Source organism: Pseudomonas sp. TH31, assembly GCF_016650815.1.
Taxonomy (GTDB): Bacteria; Pseudomonadota; Gammaproteobacteria; order Pseudomonadales; family Pseudomonadaceae; genus Aquipseudomonas.
On record NZ_JAEKEZ010000038.1, the window covers coordinates 271273 to 292410 of the forward strand.

Genomic DNA, 21138 nt, shown 5'->3' on the forward strand with positions numbered 1-21138 from the left:
TCTTATAGGGTCGGTGCGTAGACTTCGCGACCGGCGAACCAGGTTTGCAGCACTTGGGTGTCGTGCAGGGCTTTTTCATCGACGGTGAACACATCGCGGTCGAGCACGATGAAGTCAGCCTGCTTGCCAGCGGTCAGCGAACCGATCTGCTTCTCCAGCCCGATGGTCCGGGCAGCGTTGAGGGTATAGGCGTAGAACATCGTTTCCCGGTCGAGACGTTCATCGGCGTTGAGCACGCCCAGCGGGCCGACCCGCGTGATGGCTTGGGCCATGGCATTAAACGGATTTGGCGAGGACACCGGCCAGTCACTGGCGCCGGCAATCGTCGCGCCCTGTTTCAACAGCGAGTGCGCCGGGTATTGATAGCGGAAGGCCAACGCACTGACGTAGGGCTTGATCATGTCCGTGGTGTAATCGTCAGCGCTGGCCCATAGCAGTTGCATTGAAGCGATCACGTTCAGCGGTTTGAAGCGTGCGAACTCTTTCGGGTTGACCATTTGCAGGTGGGTGATCGAGTGAGTGATGCCGCTCTGGCGATCCTTGCGCGCCTGCTCGATGCCGTTCAGGGATTCGCGCACCGCACGGTCGCCAATCGCGTGGATGTGCACCAGCCAGCCGCGTTGATCGATGGCGCTGACCAGTTCGCCGAAATGCTTCGGATCGATCAGCAACTCACCCTGTTTGTGCGAGTTGGTGTACGGGTCGATCATCGCCGCGCTCTGCGCCGGGTATTCAATCACGCCGTCGGCGAAGATCTTGATCCCCGGCAGCGTCAGGTTGGGAATGCCCTGGAATTGCTGGCGGACCTTGTCCAGGGTGTCGAGATCGGCCGGCACGCTTTTCGGGTTGGCCACCAGCAGCGCGGCGACGTGGACGGTCATATCACCGGTTTCGGACAGCGCTTTATAGGCGGGCAGTACGCCAACGGTTTTCTCGGTCGGCTTGAGTGCGAATACCGGTTCGCCGGGCGCGGCGTTGGCGGCGGGGTCCATCCACGCGGTGATACCGAGGCTGTTGTTGTAGCGCATGGCCGATTGCGCGGCTTTGAGCATGTCGGCGGCGCTCGGCACCGGCATTTTCGAGGCGACCCGGTCCCAACCGGCGTCGACCATGAATCCATTGGGGCTGCCATCGGCGAGTTTGCCGAGGGTATCTTTCTCGGCATCAGGCAGGTTTTTCAGCAGCTCGGCATCGATGCTGGCGCGTTTCAGCATGACGTTGTTGGCCCATGCGGTGTGGTGGTCGCTGCCGGTGAACACCACCGGCACCGTGGCCCATTCGCCACTGTTGAATTTCTTGCCGAAGGCTTCGGCCTGCGCCCAGTAAGCGGAACTCATGCCGGCCACGCTCAGCACATCGCCGTGCCTGGCCTTGCCGTCGTCACGCCAGCCACGCAGGCGTTTTTCCAGCTCGTCGAGGTCGACCACCTCGTCTTCCATGTTCGCCGAGACCATTTCCAGTCCACCGAAAATCGCGTGGGAATGGCTGTCGATCAGGCCGGGCATCAGCGTCTTGCCGTCGAGGTTGACGACTTGGGTGCCTGACTCGATCAAGGCCTTGATCTGCGCATCCGTGCCGACTTTCAGCACCTTGCCGTTCTCCACCGCCAAGGCCTGCACCTGCGGTTGGGCGCGGTCGGCGGTGAAAATCTTGCCGTTGAGTAGCACCAGATCGGTGCCCGCCATGGCTTCCATCGAGGCAAAACTAACGGCGGCCACCAACAGATTCGGGATGAATCTTTTCATTGAACATTTCCTTGTTATTGCGTCTGATGGCCAGATTAGTGGCTGCTCAGCCGCAGCAGAACGTCTCCCTCACGAAAAACGTTTTTGCCGGAATGGAAAAAGCATGGACAAGTTGGGTGCATTAAAAATGTTCGTGGTCACCGCGCAGCTCGGCAGTTTCAGCCGCGCCGCCGAGCAACTGGGCAAAACCCCGTCGGCCTTGACCAAAGCGGTCAATCACCTCGAAGCCGAACTCGGCGCCCGGCTGTTTGAACGCAGCACCCGGCGGATTTTGCTCACGGAAGTCGGGCGGCTTTACCTGGAAACCGCGCGGCAAGTGTTGCAGCGACTGGAGGAGGCCGGTGAGGAAGTCGAGCAAATGCAGCATGGTCTGCGCGGCAGCCTGAAAATCACTGCGCCGCTGGCCTATGGGCAGGCGTTTCTTGACCAAGTCTGCGGCGGTTTCCTTGAGCAATACCCGCAGATCAACCTGCAAGTGGACCTGTGCGATGAGTTCGTCAATTTGCTGGAAAGCGGCTATGACCTGGCCCTGCGCGAGGGGCACGACAACTTGCCGGGGTTGATCGCCCGGGTTGTCGGCAGCAATCGCCTGGCGTTGTGCGGCAGCCCGGCCTATCTGGCACGCAAGGGCTTGCCGGTGACGCCGCAAACCCTCGATCAGCACGAATGGCTGCTGTATCGCCACCCGCTGCTCAGCCGCGAATTCTGGTGGGCCGAGCGCGACGGCCAGCGCCTGAGCCTGCCGCAACCGCAGTCGCCGCGATTGCGCAGCGACAATTACGACTTGCTGCTGGCCAATGCCCTGGCCGGGCGCGGCTTGCTGCACACGCCGTTATGGAGCGCCGCGCCGTACATCGCCAACGGTCGGCTGGTGCGGCTGATGGCCGACTATGACATCGACCCGGACAGCTTTGGGCCGCACATTCTGGCGGTGTACCCGAGCCACCGGCGGGCGACGGCGAAAGTGCTGGCGTTTATCGATTACATCGCAGGGTTTCTGGCGGCCCGTGGCTTGGGGGATGACTGCGCTCGTCATTGACTTGGCTTACCCCTGTATCTGGCCCCCTTGTATCTGGACTCCCTTTGTACCGGGTCTCCTTTGTACGGGGTCTTCTTTGTACCGGGTCCCCTTTGTACGGGGTCTTCTTTGTACCGGGTCCCCTTTGTACGGGGTCTTCTTTGTACCGGGTCTCCTTTGTACGGGGTCTTCTCTGTACCGGGTCCCCTTTGTACGGGGTCTTCTTTGTACCGGGTCCCCTTTGTACGGGGTCTTCTTTGTACCGGGTCTCCTTTGTACGGGGTCTTCTTTGTACGGGGTCTTCTTTGTACCGGGTCCCCTTTGTACGGGGTCTTCTTTGTACCGGGTCCCCTTTGTACGGGGTCTTCTTTGTACCGGGTCTCCTTTGTACCGGGTCCCCTTTGTACGGGGTCTTCTTTGTACCGGGTCCCCTTTGTACCAAGTCTCCTTTGTACTGGGTCCCCTGTAGGAGCTGTCGAGTGAAACGAGGCTGCGATCTTTTGACGTTGTTTTTAAAGAGCAAGATCAAAAGATCGCAGCCTCGTTTCACAAGACAGCTCCTACATAAGTTCCTGCACAGTTCCTACAGGTACTTGTCAGGAAAATGCCGAAAGAGTACAAATGTACTCCATGACGACTCTCACTCCCCGCCGCACCGCCATCCTGACCTTTATCCGTGATCGAATCGCGGAGCACGGTCAGTCCCCGAGCCTCGCTGAAATCAGCGAGGCCTTTGGTTTTGCCTCCCGCAGCGTGGCGCGCAAGCATGTGCTGGCGCTGACCGAAGCCGGTTTTATCGAGGTCAACCCACATCAGGCCCGGGCATTCGTTTGCTCGGGCAACCGGCGCGGCCCGAGCTGCTGGAGATCCCGGTGCTCGGTCGGGTGGCGGCGGGTGCGCCGATTGGCGCGGATGCCGAGGTCCACAGCCGTTTGCTGTTCGACCCGTCGATCTTCTCCCAGGTGCCGGACTACATGCTGCGGGTCCAGGGCGATTCGATGATCGGGGACGGCATTCTCGACGGCGACCTGGTGGGCGTGCATCGCAACCCGGAGGCGCTCAACGGCCAGATCGTGGTGGCGCGGCTTGACGGCGAAGTCACCATCAAGCGCTTCGAACGGATCGGCGACAGGGTGCGGTTGCTGCCGCGCAACCCGGCCTATCAGCCGATCATTGTCGAAGCCGATCAGGACCTGGCTATCGAAGGGGTGTTCTGCGGTCTGGTGAGGCAAGGGTGATGGGCGCCGTCGTTGCGCTGGATACGCTGTTCAATGGCGGCCAGGTCTGGAAGGGCCGGCCTGCACCCCCGGCCGTCAGCCCGCAACCCACCGGGCATGCCGCGCTGGATGCCGCGCTGCCGACCGGAGGCTGGCCGGAAGCGGCGTTGACCGAAATCCTGTTGACCGGGCAGGGCGTCGGCGAGTTGCAACTGGTGTGGCCAGCGCTGGCGCGGTTGTCGGCGGCGGGCGAGCGCATCGTGCTGATCGCGCCGCCGTACGTGCCGTACCCTCAGGCCTGGCAGAACGCCGGGGTCGATCTACGCCAGTTATCGATCATCCAGGCCAGCGAGCGCGATGCGCTGTGGGCGGCGGAACAATGCCTGCGTTCGGGCAGTTGCGGCGCGGTGCTCTGTTGGCCACACCAGGCCGATGACCGGGCGCTGCGGCGCTTGCAGGTGGCGGCGGAAACCGGCTCGACCCTGGCGTTTGCCTATCGCTCGCTGGCCGAAGCGGTCAACCCTTCGCCGGCGGCCCTGCGCATTGCCATCGACGCCAAGCCTGCGCAGTTGCGGGTCTTGAAGTGCCGGGGCGGGCTGGCCCGTACGGCACCGGATTGCCTTTGCCATGGCACATTGAGGTTGCCATGCGCTGGGTCTGCATTCTTTTTCCGCAACTGGCGCTGGACGCGGTACTGCGTCAGCGCCCCGACCCCGATGAGCCGCTGGCGCTGCTGACCGGCCCGCCCCAGCGCCGCGTGTTGCAAGCGGTTAACGGCCCGGCCCGGGCGCTCGGTTTGCACCCCGGCCAGTCCATGAGCGCCGCCCAGGCCTTGAGCAAAGGTTTTGTCAGCGCCGAATACGACGTCGCCGAGATCGAACACTGGCAGCAGTTTCTCGCGGCCTGGGCCTATCGCTTCAGTTCCCAGGTCAGCGTGCATTACCCGCGTGCCGTGGTGTTTGAAATCGAATCGAGCCTGGGCCTGTTTGGTGCCTGGCCGCAGTTCGAAGCACGCTTGCGCACCGAACTCACCGAGCTGGGCTTTCGCCATCGAATTGTCGCCGCGCCGAACCCGGTGGCCGCGCGGGTGCTGGCCAATGTTTATGACGGTCTGGTCGTGCCGGACGATCAAGCCTTGCGCTATCACCTGGGGCAATTACCCGTCGACCGCATCGCCCTGGAACCGACGGTGGCCACGGCATTATCACGTATGGGCCTGCGCACCTTGAGTCAGGTGCAGGCGCTGCCGCGGCACACCCTGGCCCGGCGTTTCGAGGCCCAGGTGCTCAAGCATCTGGACGCCTTGCTCGGTTTGCGGCACCTGGCCCTGGCGTTCTACCTGCCGGCGGACCGCTTCGATGTGCGCATCGAACTCAACTTCGACGTGCAATCCCATCAGGCATTGCTGTTTCCATTACGCCGGCTGACCGGCGATCTGTCGGCGTTTCTCTGCGGCCGGGACAGTGGCGTGCAGCGTTTCGACCTGCACCTGGAGCACGCCGGGTTGCCGGACACGCTGATCAAGGTCGGGCTGCTCAGCGCCGAGCGCGATCCGGCGATGCTCTTTGAGCTGGCCCGTGGCCGATTGGAACAGGTGCAGGTCGAGGCCCCTGTACGCGGTTTTCGCCTGCGCGCCGAAGACCTGCCGAGCTTTGTGCCCCAGCGTCAGGAACTGTTTGACGACCGTGTGCAGCAGTCCTTGCCCTGGGAGCAGTTGCGCGAACGTCTGCGGGCCCGGCTGGGGGACGAGGCAGTGCAGGGTTTGCGCTTCCAGGCCGATCACCGTCCCGAGTGCGCGTGGCAAACCACCGTCGACAGTCAACTTTGCGGCGGCTTGCCGGCCGTTCAGCGGCCGGGCTGGCTGCTGACCGAGCCATTGGCGGTGCACGAAGGTTCGGCACGCATCCTGATGGGGCCGGAACGCATTGAGTCCGGCTGGTGGGACGGCGCCGATGTACGCCGCGATTATTACCTGATCCAGACCCGCGCCGGCCAACAGGGCTGGGCCTACCGAGTGGTGGGCGAGGGTGGCCCGTTGTGGCTGCAAGGCTGGTTCGCATGAGCGTCGAGTATGCCGAACTGCATTGCCTGTCGAACTTCAGTTTCCAGCGCGGGGCTTCCAGCGCTCAGGAGCTTTTCCAACGGGCGAAACAACAGGGCTATCAGGCGCTGGCGATCACCGATGAATGCACCCTGGCCGGTATCGTCCGCGCCTGGCAAGCGGCCAGGTCGGTGGAACTGCCGCTGATCATCGGCAGCGAAATACGCATCGAGGATGGGCCGAAACTGGTGCTGCTGGTGGAAAACCTTGAGGGCTATCAGGCGTTGTGCCGATTGATCACTCGCGCCCGACGCCGTACGCACAAAGGCCAGTACCAAGTACTGCGGGACGACTTCAACGAACCGCTGGCGGGGCTGTTGGCGTTGTGGGTCCCGGATGCGGTCGATGCCTTTGAACAGGGCCTCTGGTTGAAACAGGTCTTTGCCGAACGTTTGTGGCTGGCGGTCCAGTTGCATCGCGGGCAGGACGATACCCGGCGATTAAACGCGTTGCTGACGTTGGCAAGGGAACTGCGAATCCCGGCGGTGGCCAGTGGTGATGTGCACATGCACGCCCGTGGCCGGCGCGCCTTGCAGGACACCATGACCGCGATCCGCCATCACCTGCCGGTGGCCGCGGCCGGATTACGCCTGCACCCCAATGGCGAGCGGCACCTGCGCAGCCTCGACGCCTTGGGCGATCTCTACCCGCCAGCCTTGCTCGACGAAACACTGAACATTGCCCGGCGCTGTACCTTCGATCTGGGCCAGTTGCGTTATCAATATCCCCGGGAACTGGTGCCTGAGGGGCATTCGGCCACTTCCTGGCTGCGTCATTTGACCGAAGAGGGCATCCAGTGGCGCTGGTCCAAAGGGCCGAAAGCCGAAGTGCTGACGCAGATCGACAAGGAACTGGCGTTGATCGCCGGGTTGGGCTACGAAAGCTATTTCCTCACGGTTCACGACATCGTGCGTTTCGCCCGTACGCAAAAATCCTCTGTCAGGGCCGGGGTTCGGCGGCCAACTCGGCGGTGTGTTATGCCTTGGGAATCACCGAAATCGATCCGGATCGCACCACATTGTTGTTCGAACGCTTCCTCTCGAAGGAACGCAACGAGCCGCCGGACATCGACGTGGATTTCGAGCACGAGCGGCGCGAAGAAGTCTTGCAGTACGTGTTCCAGCGCTATGGCCGCATCCGCGCCGCACTGACCGCCGTCGTCAGCACTTACCACGCGGCCGGCGCGGTGCGCGATGTGGCCAAGGCGTTGGGCCTGCCGCCGGATCAGGTCAACGCCCTGGCCGACTGTTGTGGCCACTGGAGTGACAAGACCCCGCCGGTCGAGCGTCTGCTGGAAGGCGGGTTCGACCCCGAGAGCCCGGTGCTGCATCGGGTCTTGAGCCTGACCGGGCAGTTGATCGGCTTTCCCCGGCACCTGTCCCAGCACCCCGGCGGCTTCGTGATTTCCGAGCAGCCGCTGGACAGCCTGGTGCCGGTGGAAAACGCGGCGATGGCCGAGCGCACGATCATCCAGTGGGACAAGGACGATCTCGACGCGGTCGGTTTGCTCAAGGTCGATATCCTTGCGCTGGGCATGCTCAGCGCGATTCGCCGCTGTTTCGATCTGCTGCGCCGCCACCGCAACCTTGACCTGAGCCTGGCGACGATCCCGCCTGAAGACGCGCCGACCTACGAAATGATTGGTCGTGCCGACACCATCGGCGTATTCCAGATCGAGTCCCGGGCGCAGATGTCAATGTTGCCCCGGCTCAAACCGGTGAATTTCTATGACCTGGTGATCGAGGTGGCGATTGTCCGTCCGGGGCCGATTCAGGGCGGCATGGTGCATCCGTACCTGCGCCGTCGAAACAAGGAAGAACCCGAGGTCTATCCCTCCCCGGAACTGGAAACGGTGCTCAAACGCACCCTTGGCGTGCCGCTGTTTCAGGAACAGGTGATGCAGATCGCCATCGTTGCCGCCGACTACAGTCCCGGCGAGGCCGATCAGTTGCGCCGTTCAATGGCGGCCTGGAAACGCCATGGCGGGCTGGAACCGCACAAGGAGCGTCTGGCCACCGGGATGAAGAAAAACGGCTACACGGCAGAATTCGCCGCGCAGATTTTTGAACAGATCAAAGGCTTCGGTAGCTACGGTTTCCCCGAGTCCCACGCTGCCAGTTTCGCCTTGCTGACCTACGCCAGTTGCTGGCTCAAATGCCACGAACCGGCAGCCTTCGCCTGTGCGCTGATCAACAGCTGGCCGATGGGCTTCTACAGCCCGGACCAGATTCTGCAGGACGCCCGCCGGCATCATTTGCAGATTCGCCCGGTGGATGTATGCGCCAGCGATTGGGATTGCAGCCTGGAGCCGGTCGCCGGGGCGCAACCGGCGATTCGCATGGGCTTGCGGATGATCAAGGGCTTTCGCGAAGACGATGCCCGGCGCATCGAGGGCGCACGGTCGAGGGGCGCATTTGCCGACATCGCCGATCTGGGCGAACGGGCGCAACTCGATGCCCGTGCCCAGGAACAACTGGCCGATGCGGGGGCCTTGCGCGGATTGGCCGGCGACCGTCATCGCGCGCGCTGGGAAGTGGCCGGGGTGCAGAAACAACTCGGGTTGTTTGCGGGGCTAGCGCGTCAGGAAGAACCCGAGGTGTCGCTGCCAACACCTACCGTGGGTGAAGACTTGCAGGCTGATTACGCGGCGGTTGGCACCACCCTCGGTCCGCATCCGCTGGCGTTATTACGCGCCGAATTGAAGGCCCGGCGTTGCCGCAGCTCGAAGGAATTACTCGACGTCGAGCATGGTCGGCCCGTCAGCGTCGCCGGACTGGTGACCGGCCGCCAACGCCCGGGCACCGCCAGCGGCGTAACCTTCGTGACCCTTGAGGACGAGTTCGGCAACGTCAACGTGGTGGTCTGGCGCGACCTGGCCGAGCGGCAGCGCCAGGTGTTGGTGGGGTCGCAGTTGCTCAAGGTTGATGGGCGTTGGGAAAGGGAAGGTGAGGTTCGGCATTTGATTGCCGGACGGCTGAGCGACCTGAGCCCGCTGCTCGACGGCATCAGCGTGCGCAGCCGGGATTTCCGCTGATGTGCATTCCCCCTGTAGGCGCTGCCGAAGGCTCGGGCCGCGTTCGGACGATCTTTTGATCTTGATCTTCGACAATCTTAAGGCCGCCAAAAGATCGCAGCCTTCGGCAGCTCCTACATTGATCGTTCCCACGCTCTGCGTGGGAATGCAGCCCGGACGCTCCGCGTCCCATTGGAACGCGGAGCGTCCCTTGAGGCATTCCCACGCAGAGCGTGGGAGCGATCAGTAGGATGTCAACGATCTGACGCCAAAGTATTTAAACGCTGTTACAGGTGATGGCACTTTGGCATAATGCTGGCCGCCGACGTGCCAAACGTCGATTTTTGATCCAAATCCCCATCGCTTTTTCGTCGCTGCAACCCGCAGCGGTTGGCCATTGCCGTGCCGGGATCAACAGCACTTCAGAAGGAATGCACAGTGAGAATGATCTCTCGGATGTTGGTATCAGGGGCAGCGATTGTCGTATTGAGCGCGGTCAGCGGGTGTGCAACCGAAAGCTCCCGGCTTTGCCGGTAGAAAAAGTCGAAAGCGCCACCCAGGCCTGGGCCGGGGTTCGCGTACCGATGGCGGTGGGCAAGTTTGATAACCGTTCGAGTTACATGCGCGGGATCTTTTCCGACGGCGTAGATCGCCTCGGCGGTCAGGCCAAGACCATTCTGATTACTCACTTGCAGCAGACCAACCGCTTCAGCGTGCTGGACCGCGACAACATGGGCGAGATCCAGCAAGAAGCGTCGATCAAGGGCCAGGTTCAGCGCCTCAAGGGTGCTGACTACGTGGTAACCGGCGACGTCACCGAGTTCGGTCGCAAAGAAACCGGCGATCAGCAGTTGTTCGGCATTCTCGGTCGTGCCAAGACCCAAGTGGCGTACGCCAAGGTCAACCTGAACATCGTCAACATCAGCACCTCGGAAGTCGTCTATTCGACCCAGGGTGCGGGCGAATACGCCTTGTCCAACCGCGAAGTCGTCGGTTTCGGCGGCACGGCGTCCTACGATTCGACGCTCAACGGCAAAGTGCTCGACCTGGCGATGCGTGAGGCGATCAATCGCCTGGTCGATGGCATGAACTCCGGTGCGTGGAAACCGGGTAACTGATCAAGGTCGATGACAAGGAGCGCAAATCGTATGAACAAGTATCTGTCGTGGCCATTGATGGCATTGGCTCTGTCGGGCAGCGCGTTGCTGGCCGGTTGCAACAGCGGCCCGAAAACCCTGTACCAGTGGGAAAGCTACCAGCCGCAAGTCTATGAGTACTTCAAGGGTGAAACTCCTAAGGAAGCACAGGCCGAAGCCCTGGAGCGTGACTTGCAGAAAATTGCCTCGACGGGCAAGACGCCGCCACCGGGTTACCACGCCCACTTGGGCCTGTTGTACCTGAGCATGGGCAAGGATGATCAGATGGTTCAGCAGTTCCGAACCGAGAAGACGTTGTTTCCCGAGTCCGGGACCTACATGGATTTTCTGCTCAAGAACGCTAAAACCGGAGACGTCAAATGATCTCGCGCTCATTGAAACTGATGGCCGGCCTGCTGGCACTGGCCGTTCTTGGCGGTTGTGTCAGCCCCAAGACCGTGGACTACTCGGCGTACAAGCAAAGCCGCCCGAAAACCATTCTGGTGCTGCCGCCGCTGAACGATTCCCCGGACGTCAAGGCGTCCTACAGCATGCTGTCCCAAGTGACCTTTCCCTTGGCTGAGGCGGGTTACTACGTGCTGCCGATAGCTCTGGTCGACGAAACATTTCGCCAGAACGGCCTGACCACACCGGCAGACATTCACCAGGCCCCGGCCGACAAGTTGCGCAATATCTTCGGTGCTGACGCGGCGCTATACATCACAGTGACCGAGTACGGCACTCACTATATTGTGATCAGCAGCGAAACGGCAGTTACCGCTACCGCAAAACTGGTGGACCTGAAAACGGGGACCACCTTGTGGACCGGCTCGGCGCGTGCGTCGAGCGAAGAGGGGGTAACAACAGTGGTGGCGGGTTGATCGGCGCGCTGATTACGGCAGCAGTGAAACAGGTCATCAACAGCTCCACCGATGCCGGTTACCCGATGGCCGGTGTCGCCAGCAACCGCTTGCTGTCAGCCGGCCACCCGGCAGGTTTGCTGTACGGTCCGCGTTCGCCGAAATACGGTACTGACTGATACTGTCCCGACCATGATCGTTCCCGCGCCGCGCGTTGGAGCGATCATTCGCCTACGGGCCGGAAGCGTTTCCTTCCCTCCATCAAATAGGCCCTCGAGAAGTCCTTTCTCGACATCGCCGTCCCCCTGAAAACTGGCTAACATCCGCCTGGGTCGTTGATTGCGGCATGGCTGCCAGAGCCGCTCCCAAAGGGAAAGGCGAGAATCAGCTATACCTCCATGAAACCATTGGCGCCCACCGTGCTCGAAACAAACGGGTGCCACTACAGGACGCAAAGTCAGCGATGCAGTTTCTATCTGATAGCCATGGGTGTGCCGGCTGGAACGGTGAAATGGCCGGACGCATCCGCGCGTTCGACTGGAGCCAGACCGAGCTTGGAAACATTGATCGCTGGCCCCGCAGCCTGAGCAGTGCGGTGCAGTTGGTGCTGGCTTCGCCTTTGCCGATGGTGATGCTCTGGGGACGGCTCGGCTACATGATTTACAACGACGCCTATTCGACTTTCGCAGGCGGTCGCCATCCCTACCTGTTGGGCACACCGGTAGAGCTGGGCTGGCCTGAAGTGGCTGACTTCAACCGCCATGTGCTGGATACCTGCCTGGCCGGTGGTACGTTGTCCTTTCGCAATAAAGAGTTGGTATTGCTGCGCGACGGTGTACCTGAAAACGTCTGGATGGACCTCTATTACAGCCCGGTCGCCGATGATCAAGGGCGACCTGCCGGGGTCATGGCGATGGTGGTCGAGACCACCGCCCATGTGATTTCCGAACGCCGCCGCGAGGCAGCCGAGTACGCCTATCGTGCCGACAACGAGCGCGTGCGCCTGGCGCTCAACGCCGGGGCCCTGCTCGGTTCGTTCGTCTGGGACATCGAAGCGAATGTGTTGTCTGGCGACGAGCGCTTTGCCCGCACGTATTCCTATCCCACCGAGCATAATCTGGCCGACCTGCCATCGAGCATCGCCGAATCGCGCATTCATCCCGACGACCGCAGTTGGGTTCAGGAGCAGGTCGATCAAGCCGTGCAAAACGGAGCACCTTATAACGCCGAGTACCGGGTGCTGCGCCCGGACGGCAGCTACTTGTGGGTGCTGGCCAGCGGCTGTTGCGAGTTCAATGAACAGGGCAAGGCATTGCGCTTTCCGGGGTGTTGATTGACATTCACGAACGCAAGACCGCCGAAGAATCCTTGCTCAGGTTCACCCGCAATCTGGAGCAGCGGGTGGCCGACGAAGTCGGTGCGCGGCTGGCGGCCGAGGAGCAATTGCGCCAGGCGCAGAAGCTGGAAGCGATTGGCGGGCTCACCGGCGGTGTGGCCCATGACTTCAATAACCTGCTGCAAGTGATTGCCGGCAATCTGCATTTGCTGGCCCGCCATGAACCGGACAACCCCAACGTGCAGCGCCGGGTCAGTGCCTCGATTGCGGCGGTCGAGCGCGGGGCCAAGCTGTCTTCGCAACTGCTCGCGTTCGCCCGGCGCCAGCCATTGTCGCCGGCCGTGTGCGGCCCACGACAGATCTTCGAAGGGCTGGGAGAGTTGTTGCAACGGGCGCTGGGGGAAACCATCCAGATCAATGTGCGCGTCGCCGACGACGCCTGGCGCGTCCATGTCGACCGCAATCAGCTGGAAAACGCCATCCTCAACCTGGCGATCAATGCCCGCGATGCCATGAGCGGCGAGGGCACCATCGGCCTGAGCGCCGAGAACATTGCCCTGGATCGCCCGTTCTGCGAGGGCAAGGGTATCGTCGCCGGTGACTACCTTCGAGTGACGGTGACCGACGCCGGCCTGGGCATGTCGTCCCAGGTGCTGGCCCAGGCGTTCGAGCCGTTCTTTACCACCAAGGCGGACGGCCATGGCACCGGCCTGGGGTTGAGCATGGTGTTCGGTTTCGTCAAGCAGAGCGGCGGGCATATCGAAATTTACAGCGTGGTCGGCGAGGGCACTCGGGTGCAGCTGTATTTCCCGCGCAGCCTGGGACCGTTGCCCGATGAGACGCCAGTGCACGCGCCACAACAACGGGGCGGACATGAAACGATTCTGGTGGTGGAGGACAACGAAGCCGTGCGCATTTCTGCGGTGGAGTTGCTACGCGAAGAGGGCTATCAGGTGCTGACCGCCAGCAACGGTGACACCGCTATGCAGATGTTGTTGGAGGGCGTGGCGGTGGACCTGATCTTCACCGACGTGGTCATGCCCGGCCTGATCAAGAGTTCGGACCTGGCGGCCTGGGCCAAAGTGCAAGAGCCGGCGGTGGCGGTGCTGTTTACCTCCGGCCACACCCGGGACATCATCTCGCGCAATCATCAACTGAGCCCTGACACGCATCTGCTCAGCAAACCGTATGGGCCGCAAGCACTGACCCGGATGGTGCGCACGGTCCTCAACGATTAACACATACCCCCTGTAGGAGCTGCCGAAGGCTCGGGCCGCGTTCGGACGATCTTTTGATCTTGATCTAAAAAGCAAAGTCAAAAGATCGTCCGAACGCGGCCCGAGCCTTCGGCAGCTCCTACAGTTGAATCGCATCCCTTCAATGCATCTTGAATTAAGGCTGGTCCATGACTTCAAAGCGCACCTCCAACCCTCCCACCGGCATGGTCAGGGTGCGTGGCGCCCGCGAGCACAACCTCAAGAACGTCGATGTCGACATTCCCCGCGATGCCCTGGTGGTGTTCACCGGCGTCTCCGGTTCGGGCAAATCGTCCCTGGCGTTTTCGACCCTGTATGCCGAAGCGCAACGCCGCTATTTTGAATCCGTGGCGCCATATGCCCGACGCCTTATCGATCAGGTCGGGGTGCCGGATGTCGATTCCATCGAAGGCCTGCCGCCGGCCGTGGCCCTGCAACAACAGCGGGGCACCCCGAGTACGCGCTCTTCGGTGGGCAGCGTGACGACCCTGTCGAGCCTGATCCGCATGCTCTACTCCCGCGCCGGTAGCTACCCGCCAGGGCAGCCGATGCTCTACGCCGAGGACTTTTCGCCAAACACGCCCCAAGGTGCGTGCCCCGAGTGCCATGGTCTGGGCCGGGTCTATGCAGTGACCGAAGCGCTGATGGTCCCGGACCCGAGCCTGACCATCCGCCAGCGGGCGATCGCCTCCTGGCCACTCGCCTGGCAGGGCCAGAACCTGCGGGACATTCTGGTAACGATGGGCATCGACGTCGACATTCCCTGGCGCAAACTGCCGAAAAAACAGCGTGACTGGATTCTCTTCACCGAAGAAACGCCCACCGTGCCGGTGTACGCCGGGCTCACTCCGGAAGAAACCAAAGTCGCCCTCCAGCGTAAGATGGAACCGAGTTACCAAGGCACCTTCACCGGCGCCCGGCGCTACATCCTGCATACCTTCAGCCATTCCCAAAGTGCGCTGATGAAGAAGCGCGTTGCGCAATTCATGTTCGGCAGCCCGTGCCCGTTGTGCGACGGCAAACGGCTCAAGCGTGAAGCGTTGTCGGTGACCTTTGCCGGGTACGACATCGGCGAGCTTTCGCAGATGCCGTTGCTGCAAGTGGCCGACGTACTGAAACCGGTGGCGGCGCAGACCTATCTGGAACAGGCCGACGAGCCGGGCGAAGTGTTGACCCACAGCCAGACCCGCGAGGCCCGTGAGCAACGAGTCGCCCACGGCGCCAGTGGCCACGCCAACGCCCCGGACGTGCGCCACACGCCAAACCTGTCGGTGGAGAAACGCCTGGCGGCGCAGCGCATTGCCCAGGACTTGCTGGAGCGGGTCAGCACCCTGACCGACCTCGGGCTCGGTTACCTGGCACTGGAGCGCAGCACGCCCACCCTGTCGTCCGGCGAACTGCAACGTTTGCGCCTGGCGACGCAATTGGGCTCGCAATTGTTCGGTGTAATCTACGTCCTCGATGAACCGTCCGCCGGCCTGCACCCGGCAGATGGCGAAGCGCTGTTCGAAGCCCTGCAACGCTTGAAAGCGGCGGGCAACACCTTGTTCGTGGTTGAGCATGACCTGGAAACCATGCGCCGCGCCGACTGGCTGATCGATGTGGGCCCGGCGGCGGGCGAGCATGGCGGGCGCATCCTCTACAGCGGTCATCCTTCAGGGTTGGCCGAGGTGATGGACTCGCAGACCCGCGCCTACCTATTCGCCGAACAGGTCACGGCACCGCGGGTTATTCGCAAGGCCAGGGACTGGCTGAGACTGGAAGGCATCACCCGCAATAACCTGAACAACCTCAGCGTCGAATTTCCCTTGGGTTGCTTCACTTCAGTGACGGGCGTCTCGGGCTCCGGCAAGTCGAGCCTGGTGAGTCAGGCTTTGCTCGAACTGGTGGGCGCGCATCTGGGACGAGCTGCCAGCGAACCAGAGGAACTGAGCCTTGAGGACGATGCCCCGCACGTCAGCGGCGGTCAGGTCACGGCGGGGCTGGAGTCGATCAAGCGTTTGGTGCAAGTCGACCAGAAACCGATTGGCCGCACGCCGCGCTCGAACCTGGCGACCTACACCGGGTTGTTCGACAACGTGCGCAAACTGTTTGCCGCGACGCCTGAGGCGCAGGCCGAGGGCTACGACGCCGGGCAGTTTTCCTTCAACGTCGCCAAGGGTCGTTGCCCAACGTGCGAAGGCGAAGGGTTTGTCAGTGTCGAGTTGCTGTTCATGCCCAGCGTCTATGCGCCGTGTCCAACCTGCCACGGCGCCCGCTACAACCCGCAGACCCTGGCAATCACCTGGCAAGGCCTGAGTATCGCCCAGGTGTTGCAGTTGACGGTGGATGAGGCGGTGATGGTGTTTGCCGAGCAACCGGGCATTCGCCGCTCGCTGGAAGTACTGCGGGATATCGGCCTCGGTTATCTGCGACTTGGCCAGCCAGCGACCGAATTGTCCGGCGGCGAAGCCCAGCGGATCAAACTGGCCACCGAACTGCAACGCAATCAGCGCGGCGCGACCCTGTACGTGCTCGACGAGCCGACTACCGGTTTGCACCCACGGGACGTTGATCGTTTGCTGGAACAGCTCGATACGCTGGTGACGGCAGGGCACACGGTGATCGTGGTCGAACATGAAATGCGCGTGGTCGCCCAGAGTGACTGGGTGATCGACATCGGGCCGGGAGCGGGGGATCAGGGCGGCAAGATCGTGGTGGCCGGCACACCGCAGACCGTCGCCAAAAACAGGAAAAGCCGTACGGCGCCGTTTTTGGCCAGGGTTCTTGCTTGAGTTGGCGGTGTTCCTGCGGGCCTCTTCGCGAACAGGCTCGCTCCCACAGGAAATCTCTGTTGAACACTTTATTTGTGTACGCCAGAAATCCACTGTGGGAGCAGGGCTTGCTCGCGAAGGGGCCCTTAGCCTCACATCAATGCTGACTGACACGACAATCAAAAGATCGCAGCCTTCGGCAGCTCCTACGCCGATCCCTGTAGGAGCTGCCGAAGGCTGCGATCTTTTGATCTTAAGTTACTCCGGCACCATCGAGCGTGCGCCGTACCTTATCCAGCAGTCCACTGATCTGAAACGGCTTCACCAGCATGTCCATGCCTTCACCCAGAAACACCTGGCGATTCAGGGCATTTTCCGCATAACCGATCATGAACAAAATCGGCAAACCTTCACGCCAACCCCGGGCGACATCCGCTAGTTCCCGGCCGCTCATGCGCGGCAACCCGACATCGGTGAGCATCAGGTCAATCGACGGATCGTTCTGCAAGCGTTCCAGCGCAGCCAGCGCCTGCACGAACTGAGTCTGATGTAATTGAACCCTGCGCCGGGTATGGCTTCGAACCTTCAAGGCCCGACTGTTTCAGCCGCGCACGTGCAGTGACGAATGAGGTACCTATGAAAGACGAATCAGTGACTCAGCAACAGGATCAGGCGGTCAATCGCAACGATCCGGCGATTGATCCTCAGGTCCCTGGTGAAAGTGGCAGCGAAACCGACGAGAAAACCCCTGAGCCGGACAGTGCCAATACAGCGGTCGACCAGAAAAATCGCAACACCGACAACGACAACGAGTTCAGTCCCGGCTTCAAGCCCAATCCCGACCGGCCAAAGCCTGGCGAGGAAACCGATGCCGATATCGATACCGATGGCGGCTAATGCCACCATGCATAAAACTGTGGGAGCGGGCTTGCTCGCGAAAGCGGTGTGTCAGGCAACATTGATGTTGGATGACACACCGCTTTCGCGAGCAAGCCCGCTCCCACAGGGGGGATGTGACGGTTACTTGCCAGGATGCGCCGCTTGCAGGGCTTTTGCCGCGTCCAGGTGTTTTTCCAGCGCCGGCAGCATTTGCTGGGCAAAGCCTTTGAGCTCGGTGCCGCCCGGGTTTTATCGTCGGTCACGGTATCGGCTTCTTTCTTGAACAAAGCGATGGTTTCTTCGTGTGCCTTCACCTGATTGTTGGCATAGGCCGCGTCGAACGAGTCATCGCGCATGTTGAGGATTTTCTCTTTCGCCTGCTTCACCAGCGTCGTGTTGTCCGGCACCTTGATGTCATATTTTTTCGCCAGGGCCGCCAGTTCATCGTTGGCCTTGGAGTGGTCGGTGATCATCATGTTGGCGAACGTTTTGATGTCCGCCGATGAGCTTTTTTCCAGGGCCAGTTTGCTGGTTTCGACTTCGGCGATGCCGCCCGCCGCGGCGTTATCGACAAAGCTGTTGGAAGTGGCAGCGAAAGCGGCGCCCATGCTGCTGCTCAAGGCAACGGCCAGGGCGAGGTGGCGCAGGGTGAATCCGTCCATTGGTGATTCTCCACACAGGTGTTCTTGGGCGATCGAGTGATCGTTAAACAGTGGAGGCTGGTGCGGGACCAAAGGTTTGATCGCAAATACAACGGGACGACGAACGGACACCGCTGGTCTGACAGGTGGTCGACAGAACCGGGTAACCGAGGCCATTCTGATGGTTGGTGAACGCAATCGATCGCGTTTGCTACCGATCAACAAACGGAGGTGTTCCATGCCGGTGCCACACGACCTTTATCAGGACCTGAGCTTTTCAAAGGAAGATATCCAGCAAAAACGCACCAAGGATCCGTTACTGGATTCACTGATCAACAAGTATTCGCAAGCGGATGCCGAGGTGGTCAAGGCTGAAACCGCCCAATCAGACGCGCCCACTGATGACGCCCTGAAGAAGCTCAAGGAGCGGCGCTTGCAGGTCAAGGACAAGATCGTCAAACAACTCCAGGCGTCGTCCTGAACCACCGACGACCGGTGACTGAATAATTGGAACGGCGTCAGACCCCGGCACCTCGAAAGTACAGAGCCTTTTTATTCATGACTCGCTTGAGAGGTGCCTTCATGACACACCCCAAATTTCCCAGCGAAGAGCAGGGCGGGTATGACCCGATCCCGACCCATCCTGAGCCGCTGAGCCCGCAGCACTATACGGTTGAACCCGAAGAGCCGGACGGCGATGAGCTTGCGGATGATAAGAAGCGCAAGCCCGTAAACCCCAAAATCCCAGACGCATAGATCCCCCTGTGGGAGCGGGCTTGCTCGCGAAGGCGGCGTGTCAGCCAACATAAATATTGGATGTACGGACGCCTTCGCGAGCAAGCTTTGCTCCTACAGGTGGATCGGTTAGTGCAGTGCTTTGGCCAGCGGCAACCGCGCCATGTACTGGGCCTTCAACGAACCGAAATACAACCAGTCCCCATACTCACGCACGGTGGTGATCGGCGAATAATTGCCGTTGCTGGCATCCTGCAGATTGGCGATCACGTTACCGTTCAGGTCCAGGCCCAGCGCAAACGCGCGTTTCTCCACCGGTTTGGGCAGCACGGACAACGCCCGCACAATCATCTTGCGTATGAACGGATGCGCTGCCGTGGCATCCAGCAGTTTGTTGCGCGGGGCATACAGCGCCACCCAGAAACGGTCGTGGCCATTGAACGCCAGGTTGTCCGGCAACCCCGGCAAGTTGTCGATGAACAGATCATGCGTCCCGGCTTTCGGCCCGCTCAGCCAATAGCGACTGATGCGATAGGCGCCGGTTTCGTTGACCAGCACAAAGGCATCGTCCGGCCCGAGGGTCACGCCGTTGGCGAACTCCAGTTTGTCCAGCAACACGCTGGTCTTGCCGGTCTGGAAGTCATACCGCAGCAAACGACCATCCCCGCCGTGCTCGATGATCGCCTCGCCATCCTTGCCGTAGCCCCAACGATGGGTCGCATCGCTGAAGTAGGCGTAGTGCCCGGACTTGTCGATGGCCACGTCATCGATAAAGCCGAAGGGCACGCCATTGGCGGTAGTGGTCAAGGGCGTCAGTCGACCCTGGGCATCGAGGGACAACAAACCCTTGACCCCGTCGGCGATCACCAGCAAGCCATTGGGGTGCCGGGCCAGGCCCAACGGTCGGCCACCGGTGTTGGTCAATACCTGGGTGACTTTGCCATCGAGGCTGGTACGAATCACCCGACCGTCATGCAGGCCGGTGATCAACTCATTGCCCTCCAGCAGCAATGCCTCTGGCCCGTCGATGTCCGCGGCGCCCACGCGTTCCACGTCTTCAAGTTTCTGATTGTCGGCATACACGCCGCTGGCCAGGGACGGCGCCGGTGCAGGGTTCCAGGCCACCGGTTGAACCTTGGTCGGCATCAGCAGCAAGAAGGCAACAATAACGACAATGAGCAGCAACACACACCGCAAGAACACTCTCACACGCGGACTCCTGCCGGGGCCAGGTGCTGTTGCGCCATGTCGCGCAACGCCAGCATCGACGCCGCCGACTCGTGTTCGATCCGCCGCTTGAGCAGCAGTTGGTTGGCGATGCGCATCGCCAAACCGCTGAACTGATAGTCCAGGGTCCGGACAAACCGCGTACCGTCACCCAACGCCTCGCACTCGTAAGTCACCACCAGCGACAGACCATGATCACCTCGGGCCTGAGCGCTCCAACGGCGCCCCGGCAAATACTCCTCGACCTCCCAGCGCAGGTGGCCGTCACGCCCGCCGGCGCGGATGTCTTCCTCGAAGCGCGACCCTGCATGCAGCGGGCCCGCCTGGCCATCGACCTTGAGCGACGACGGATGCCACTCCGGCCACCGGGTCACGGTGCTGGCATAGGCAAGCACGGCAATCGGATTGCCGGGAATGTCGATCTGATGCTGCATGCGGGTCATGGGCGTTCTCGTCGGGTGCAGGTTGGCGTGCTCCGGTTCCCAATACAGGGTGCCGAACAAGTGGTCCATCAGCGGAAAAACGATATTGAAGTTGCGCTCCTGCATCAGCTCGCGGCGGTGATGCAGCTCATGCAGGCGGCGCATCTGGCGAATCCACGGCAGCCGCGTGACGGGGTTGCGCGGCGGCAAGTGCTCGCAGGCGTGAAACACTTCATAGGTCAGGTACCCCAGGACCATGCAGCCACCGAACAGCCCGGCGACGTTGGTATTGAACATTGAGATCAACCACCACACGGGCAGGGTGATGACCACCGTGTGCACCACGATCAGCCAGGCCGGAAACAGAATCACCCGCCAGTCCCTGGCACTGTCGTAGGTCATGTGGCCGGGAGCGAAAAAGCTGTGGTGATCGCCGGCGTGCCGGGCGTAGAACAGCCGGGCGAAGCTTTTCTTGTGATGCCCGAGGTGACGGTGCACCCCGTATACGCCGAAGTTGAAAAACAACAGCGTCAGCGGCACCGCCAGCCATTCCAGCGGCTGGACCTGCTGCACGGTGCGCCAGAACCCGCTAATGGCCAGGATGCCGAACAGCAACACAAACGCCCCGTGCAGCCACGGGTTGTAGAGTCGATGAATGTCGGCGCGGTATCGGGCGCGGAATGCTTCGGTGGTCTGCCTCACTGCAATCACCTGTGATGGTTGTTATCACAGCAGATTAGCCGATCCGGCCGGGCAGGCTGGTCCAACCTTGAAGACACAAACGCCATGCTCCGGTGTA

General features: G+C 61.5%; 11 protein-coding genes and 7 pseudogenes. 13 read left to right on the top strand and 5 right to left on the bottom strand.

Annotated elements, in window-relative coordinates; genetic code table 11:
- Positions 1 to 2: 2 nt before the first annotated feature.
- On the bottom strand, positions 3 to 1745 hold the full coding sequence (locus tag JFV26_RS31685) for an amidohydrolase (protein WP_201197491.1): 1743 nt from the start codon (positions 1743 to 1745) through the stop codon (positions 3 to 5).
- Positions 1746 to 1848: 103 nt separating this feature from the next.
- Here JFV26_RS31685 and JFV26_RS31690 point away from each other — a divergent pair, with 103 nt between their 5' ends.
- The 10 genes and pseudogenes from JFV26_RS31690 to JFV26_RS31735 all read left to right on the top strand — a co-directional run bounded on the left by JFV26_RS31690 (position 1849) and on the right by JFV26_RS31735 (position 16456).
- Entirely contained in the window at positions 1849 to 2784 is a 936-nt protein-coding gene (locus JFV26_RS31690; protein ID WP_201197492.1) for a LysR family transcriptional regulator, read from the top strand.
- Between the two features lie 600 nt (positions 2785 to 3384).
- Positions 3385 to 4001 (top strand): annotated as a pseudogene (gene lexA / locus JFV26_RS31695) (transcriptional repressor LexA).
- Positions 4001 to 4619 (top strand): annotated as a pseudogene (gene imuA, locus JFV26_RS31700) (translesion DNA synthesis-associated protein ImuA). The pseudogenes lexA and imuA overlap by 1 nt, the downstream one beginning before the upstream one ends.
- Positions 4620 to 4626: 7 nt before the next feature.
- Complete coding sequence (locus tag JFV26_RS31705; protein WP_201197494.1) at positions 4627 to 6042, top strand: Y-family DNA polymerase; 1416 nt, start codon at positions 4627 to 4629, stop codon at positions 6040 to 6042.
- Positions 6018 to 9115 (top strand): annotated as a pseudogene (locus JFV26_RS31710) (error-prone DNA polymerase). Before JFV26_RS31705 ends, JFV26_RS31710 begins: the two are co-directional and overlap by 25 nt.
- A 423-nt stretch (positions 9116 to 9538) precedes the next feature.
- Positions 9539 to 10212 (top strand): annotated as a pseudogene (locus tag JFV26_RS31715) (CsgG/HfaB family protein).
- A 30-nt stretch (positions 10213 to 10242) separates the two neighbouring features.
- Positions 10243 to 10614, top strand: a complete 372-nt coding sequence (locus JFV26_RS31720) for a DUF4810 domain-containing protein (RefSeq protein ID WP_201197495.1) — start codon at positions 10243 to 10245, stop codon at positions 10612 to 10614.
- 20 nt (positions 10615 to 10634) lie between these two features.
- Positions 10635 to 11269: pseudogene (locus JFV26_RS31725) on the top strand (DUF799 domain-containing protein).
- A 284-nt stretch (positions 11270 to 11553) separates the two neighbouring features.
- Positions 11554 to 13664: pseudogene (locus JFV26_RS31730) on the top strand (ATP-binding protein).
- Between the two features lie 167 nt (positions 13665 to 13831).
- Positions 13832 to 16456 (top strand): excinuclease ABC subunit UvrA, encoded by a 2625-nt coding sequence (locus tag JFV26_RS31735; protein ID WP_201197496.1) that lies wholly within the window; start codon positions 13832 to 13834, stop codon positions 16454 to 16456.
- A 232-nt stretch (positions 16457 to 16688) separates the two neighbouring features.
- Here the strand turns inward: JFV26_RS31735 and JFV26_RS31740 are convergent, their stop codons facing one another.
- A complete protein-coding gene (locus JFV26_RS31740; RefSeq protein ID WP_274610397.1) occupies positions 16689 to 17024 on the bottom strand; it encodes a response regulator in 336 nt (111 codons plus the stop codon).
- A gap of 47 nt (positions 17025 to 17071) precedes the next feature.
- Between JFV26_RS31740 and JFV26_RS31745 the strand changes: the two genes are divergently transcribed.
- On the top strand, positions 17072 to 17332 hold the full coding sequence (locus JFV26_RS31745; protein WP_201197497.1) for a hypothetical protein: 261 nt from the start codon (positions 17072 to 17074) through the stop codon (positions 17330 to 17332).
- A gap of 123 nt (positions 17333 to 17455) precedes the next feature.
- Here JFV26_RS31745 and JFV26_RS31750 read toward each other — a convergent pair.
- Positions 17456 to 17976 (bottom strand): annotated as a pseudogene (locus JFV26_RS31750) (DUF4142 domain-containing protein).
- Between the two features lie 217 nt (positions 17977 to 18193).
- Between JFV26_RS31750 and JFV26_RS31755 the strand changes: the two are divergent.
- Positions 18194 to 18436, top strand: a complete 243-nt coding sequence (locus tag JFV26_RS31755; RefSeq protein ID WP_201197498.1) for a YdcH family protein — start codon at positions 18194 to 18196, stop codon at positions 18434 to 18436.
- A gap of 101 nt (positions 18437 to 18537) precedes the next feature.
- Positions 18538 to 18711, top strand: coding sequence for a hypothetical protein (locus tag JFV26_RS31760; protein ID WP_201197499.1), 174 nt, complete (start codon positions 18538 to 18540; stop codon positions 18709 to 18711).
- 108 nt (positions 18712 to 18819) lie between these two features.
- Here the strand turns inward: JFV26_RS31760 and JFV26_RS31765 are convergent, their stop codons facing one another.
- Both JFV26_RS31765 and JFV26_RS31770 read right to left on the bottom strand, forming a co-directional pair.
- Positions 18820 to 19899 (bottom strand): SMP-30/gluconolactonase/LRE family protein, encoded by a 1080-nt coding sequence (locus JFV26_RS31765; RefSeq protein WP_201197500.1) that lies wholly within the window; start codon positions 19897 to 19899, stop codon positions 18820 to 18822.
- Positions 19896 to 21041 carry an SRPBCC family protein gene (locus tag JFV26_RS31770; RefSeq protein WP_201197501.1) on the bottom strand — a complete coding sequence of 382 codons (1146 nt, stop codon included), beginning with the start codon at positions 21039 to 21041 and terminating at the stop codon, positions 19896 to 19898. The genes JFV26_RS31765 and JFV26_RS31770 overlap by 4 nt, the downstream gene beginning before the upstream one ends.
- Positions 21042 to 21138: the final 97 nt, after the last annotated feature.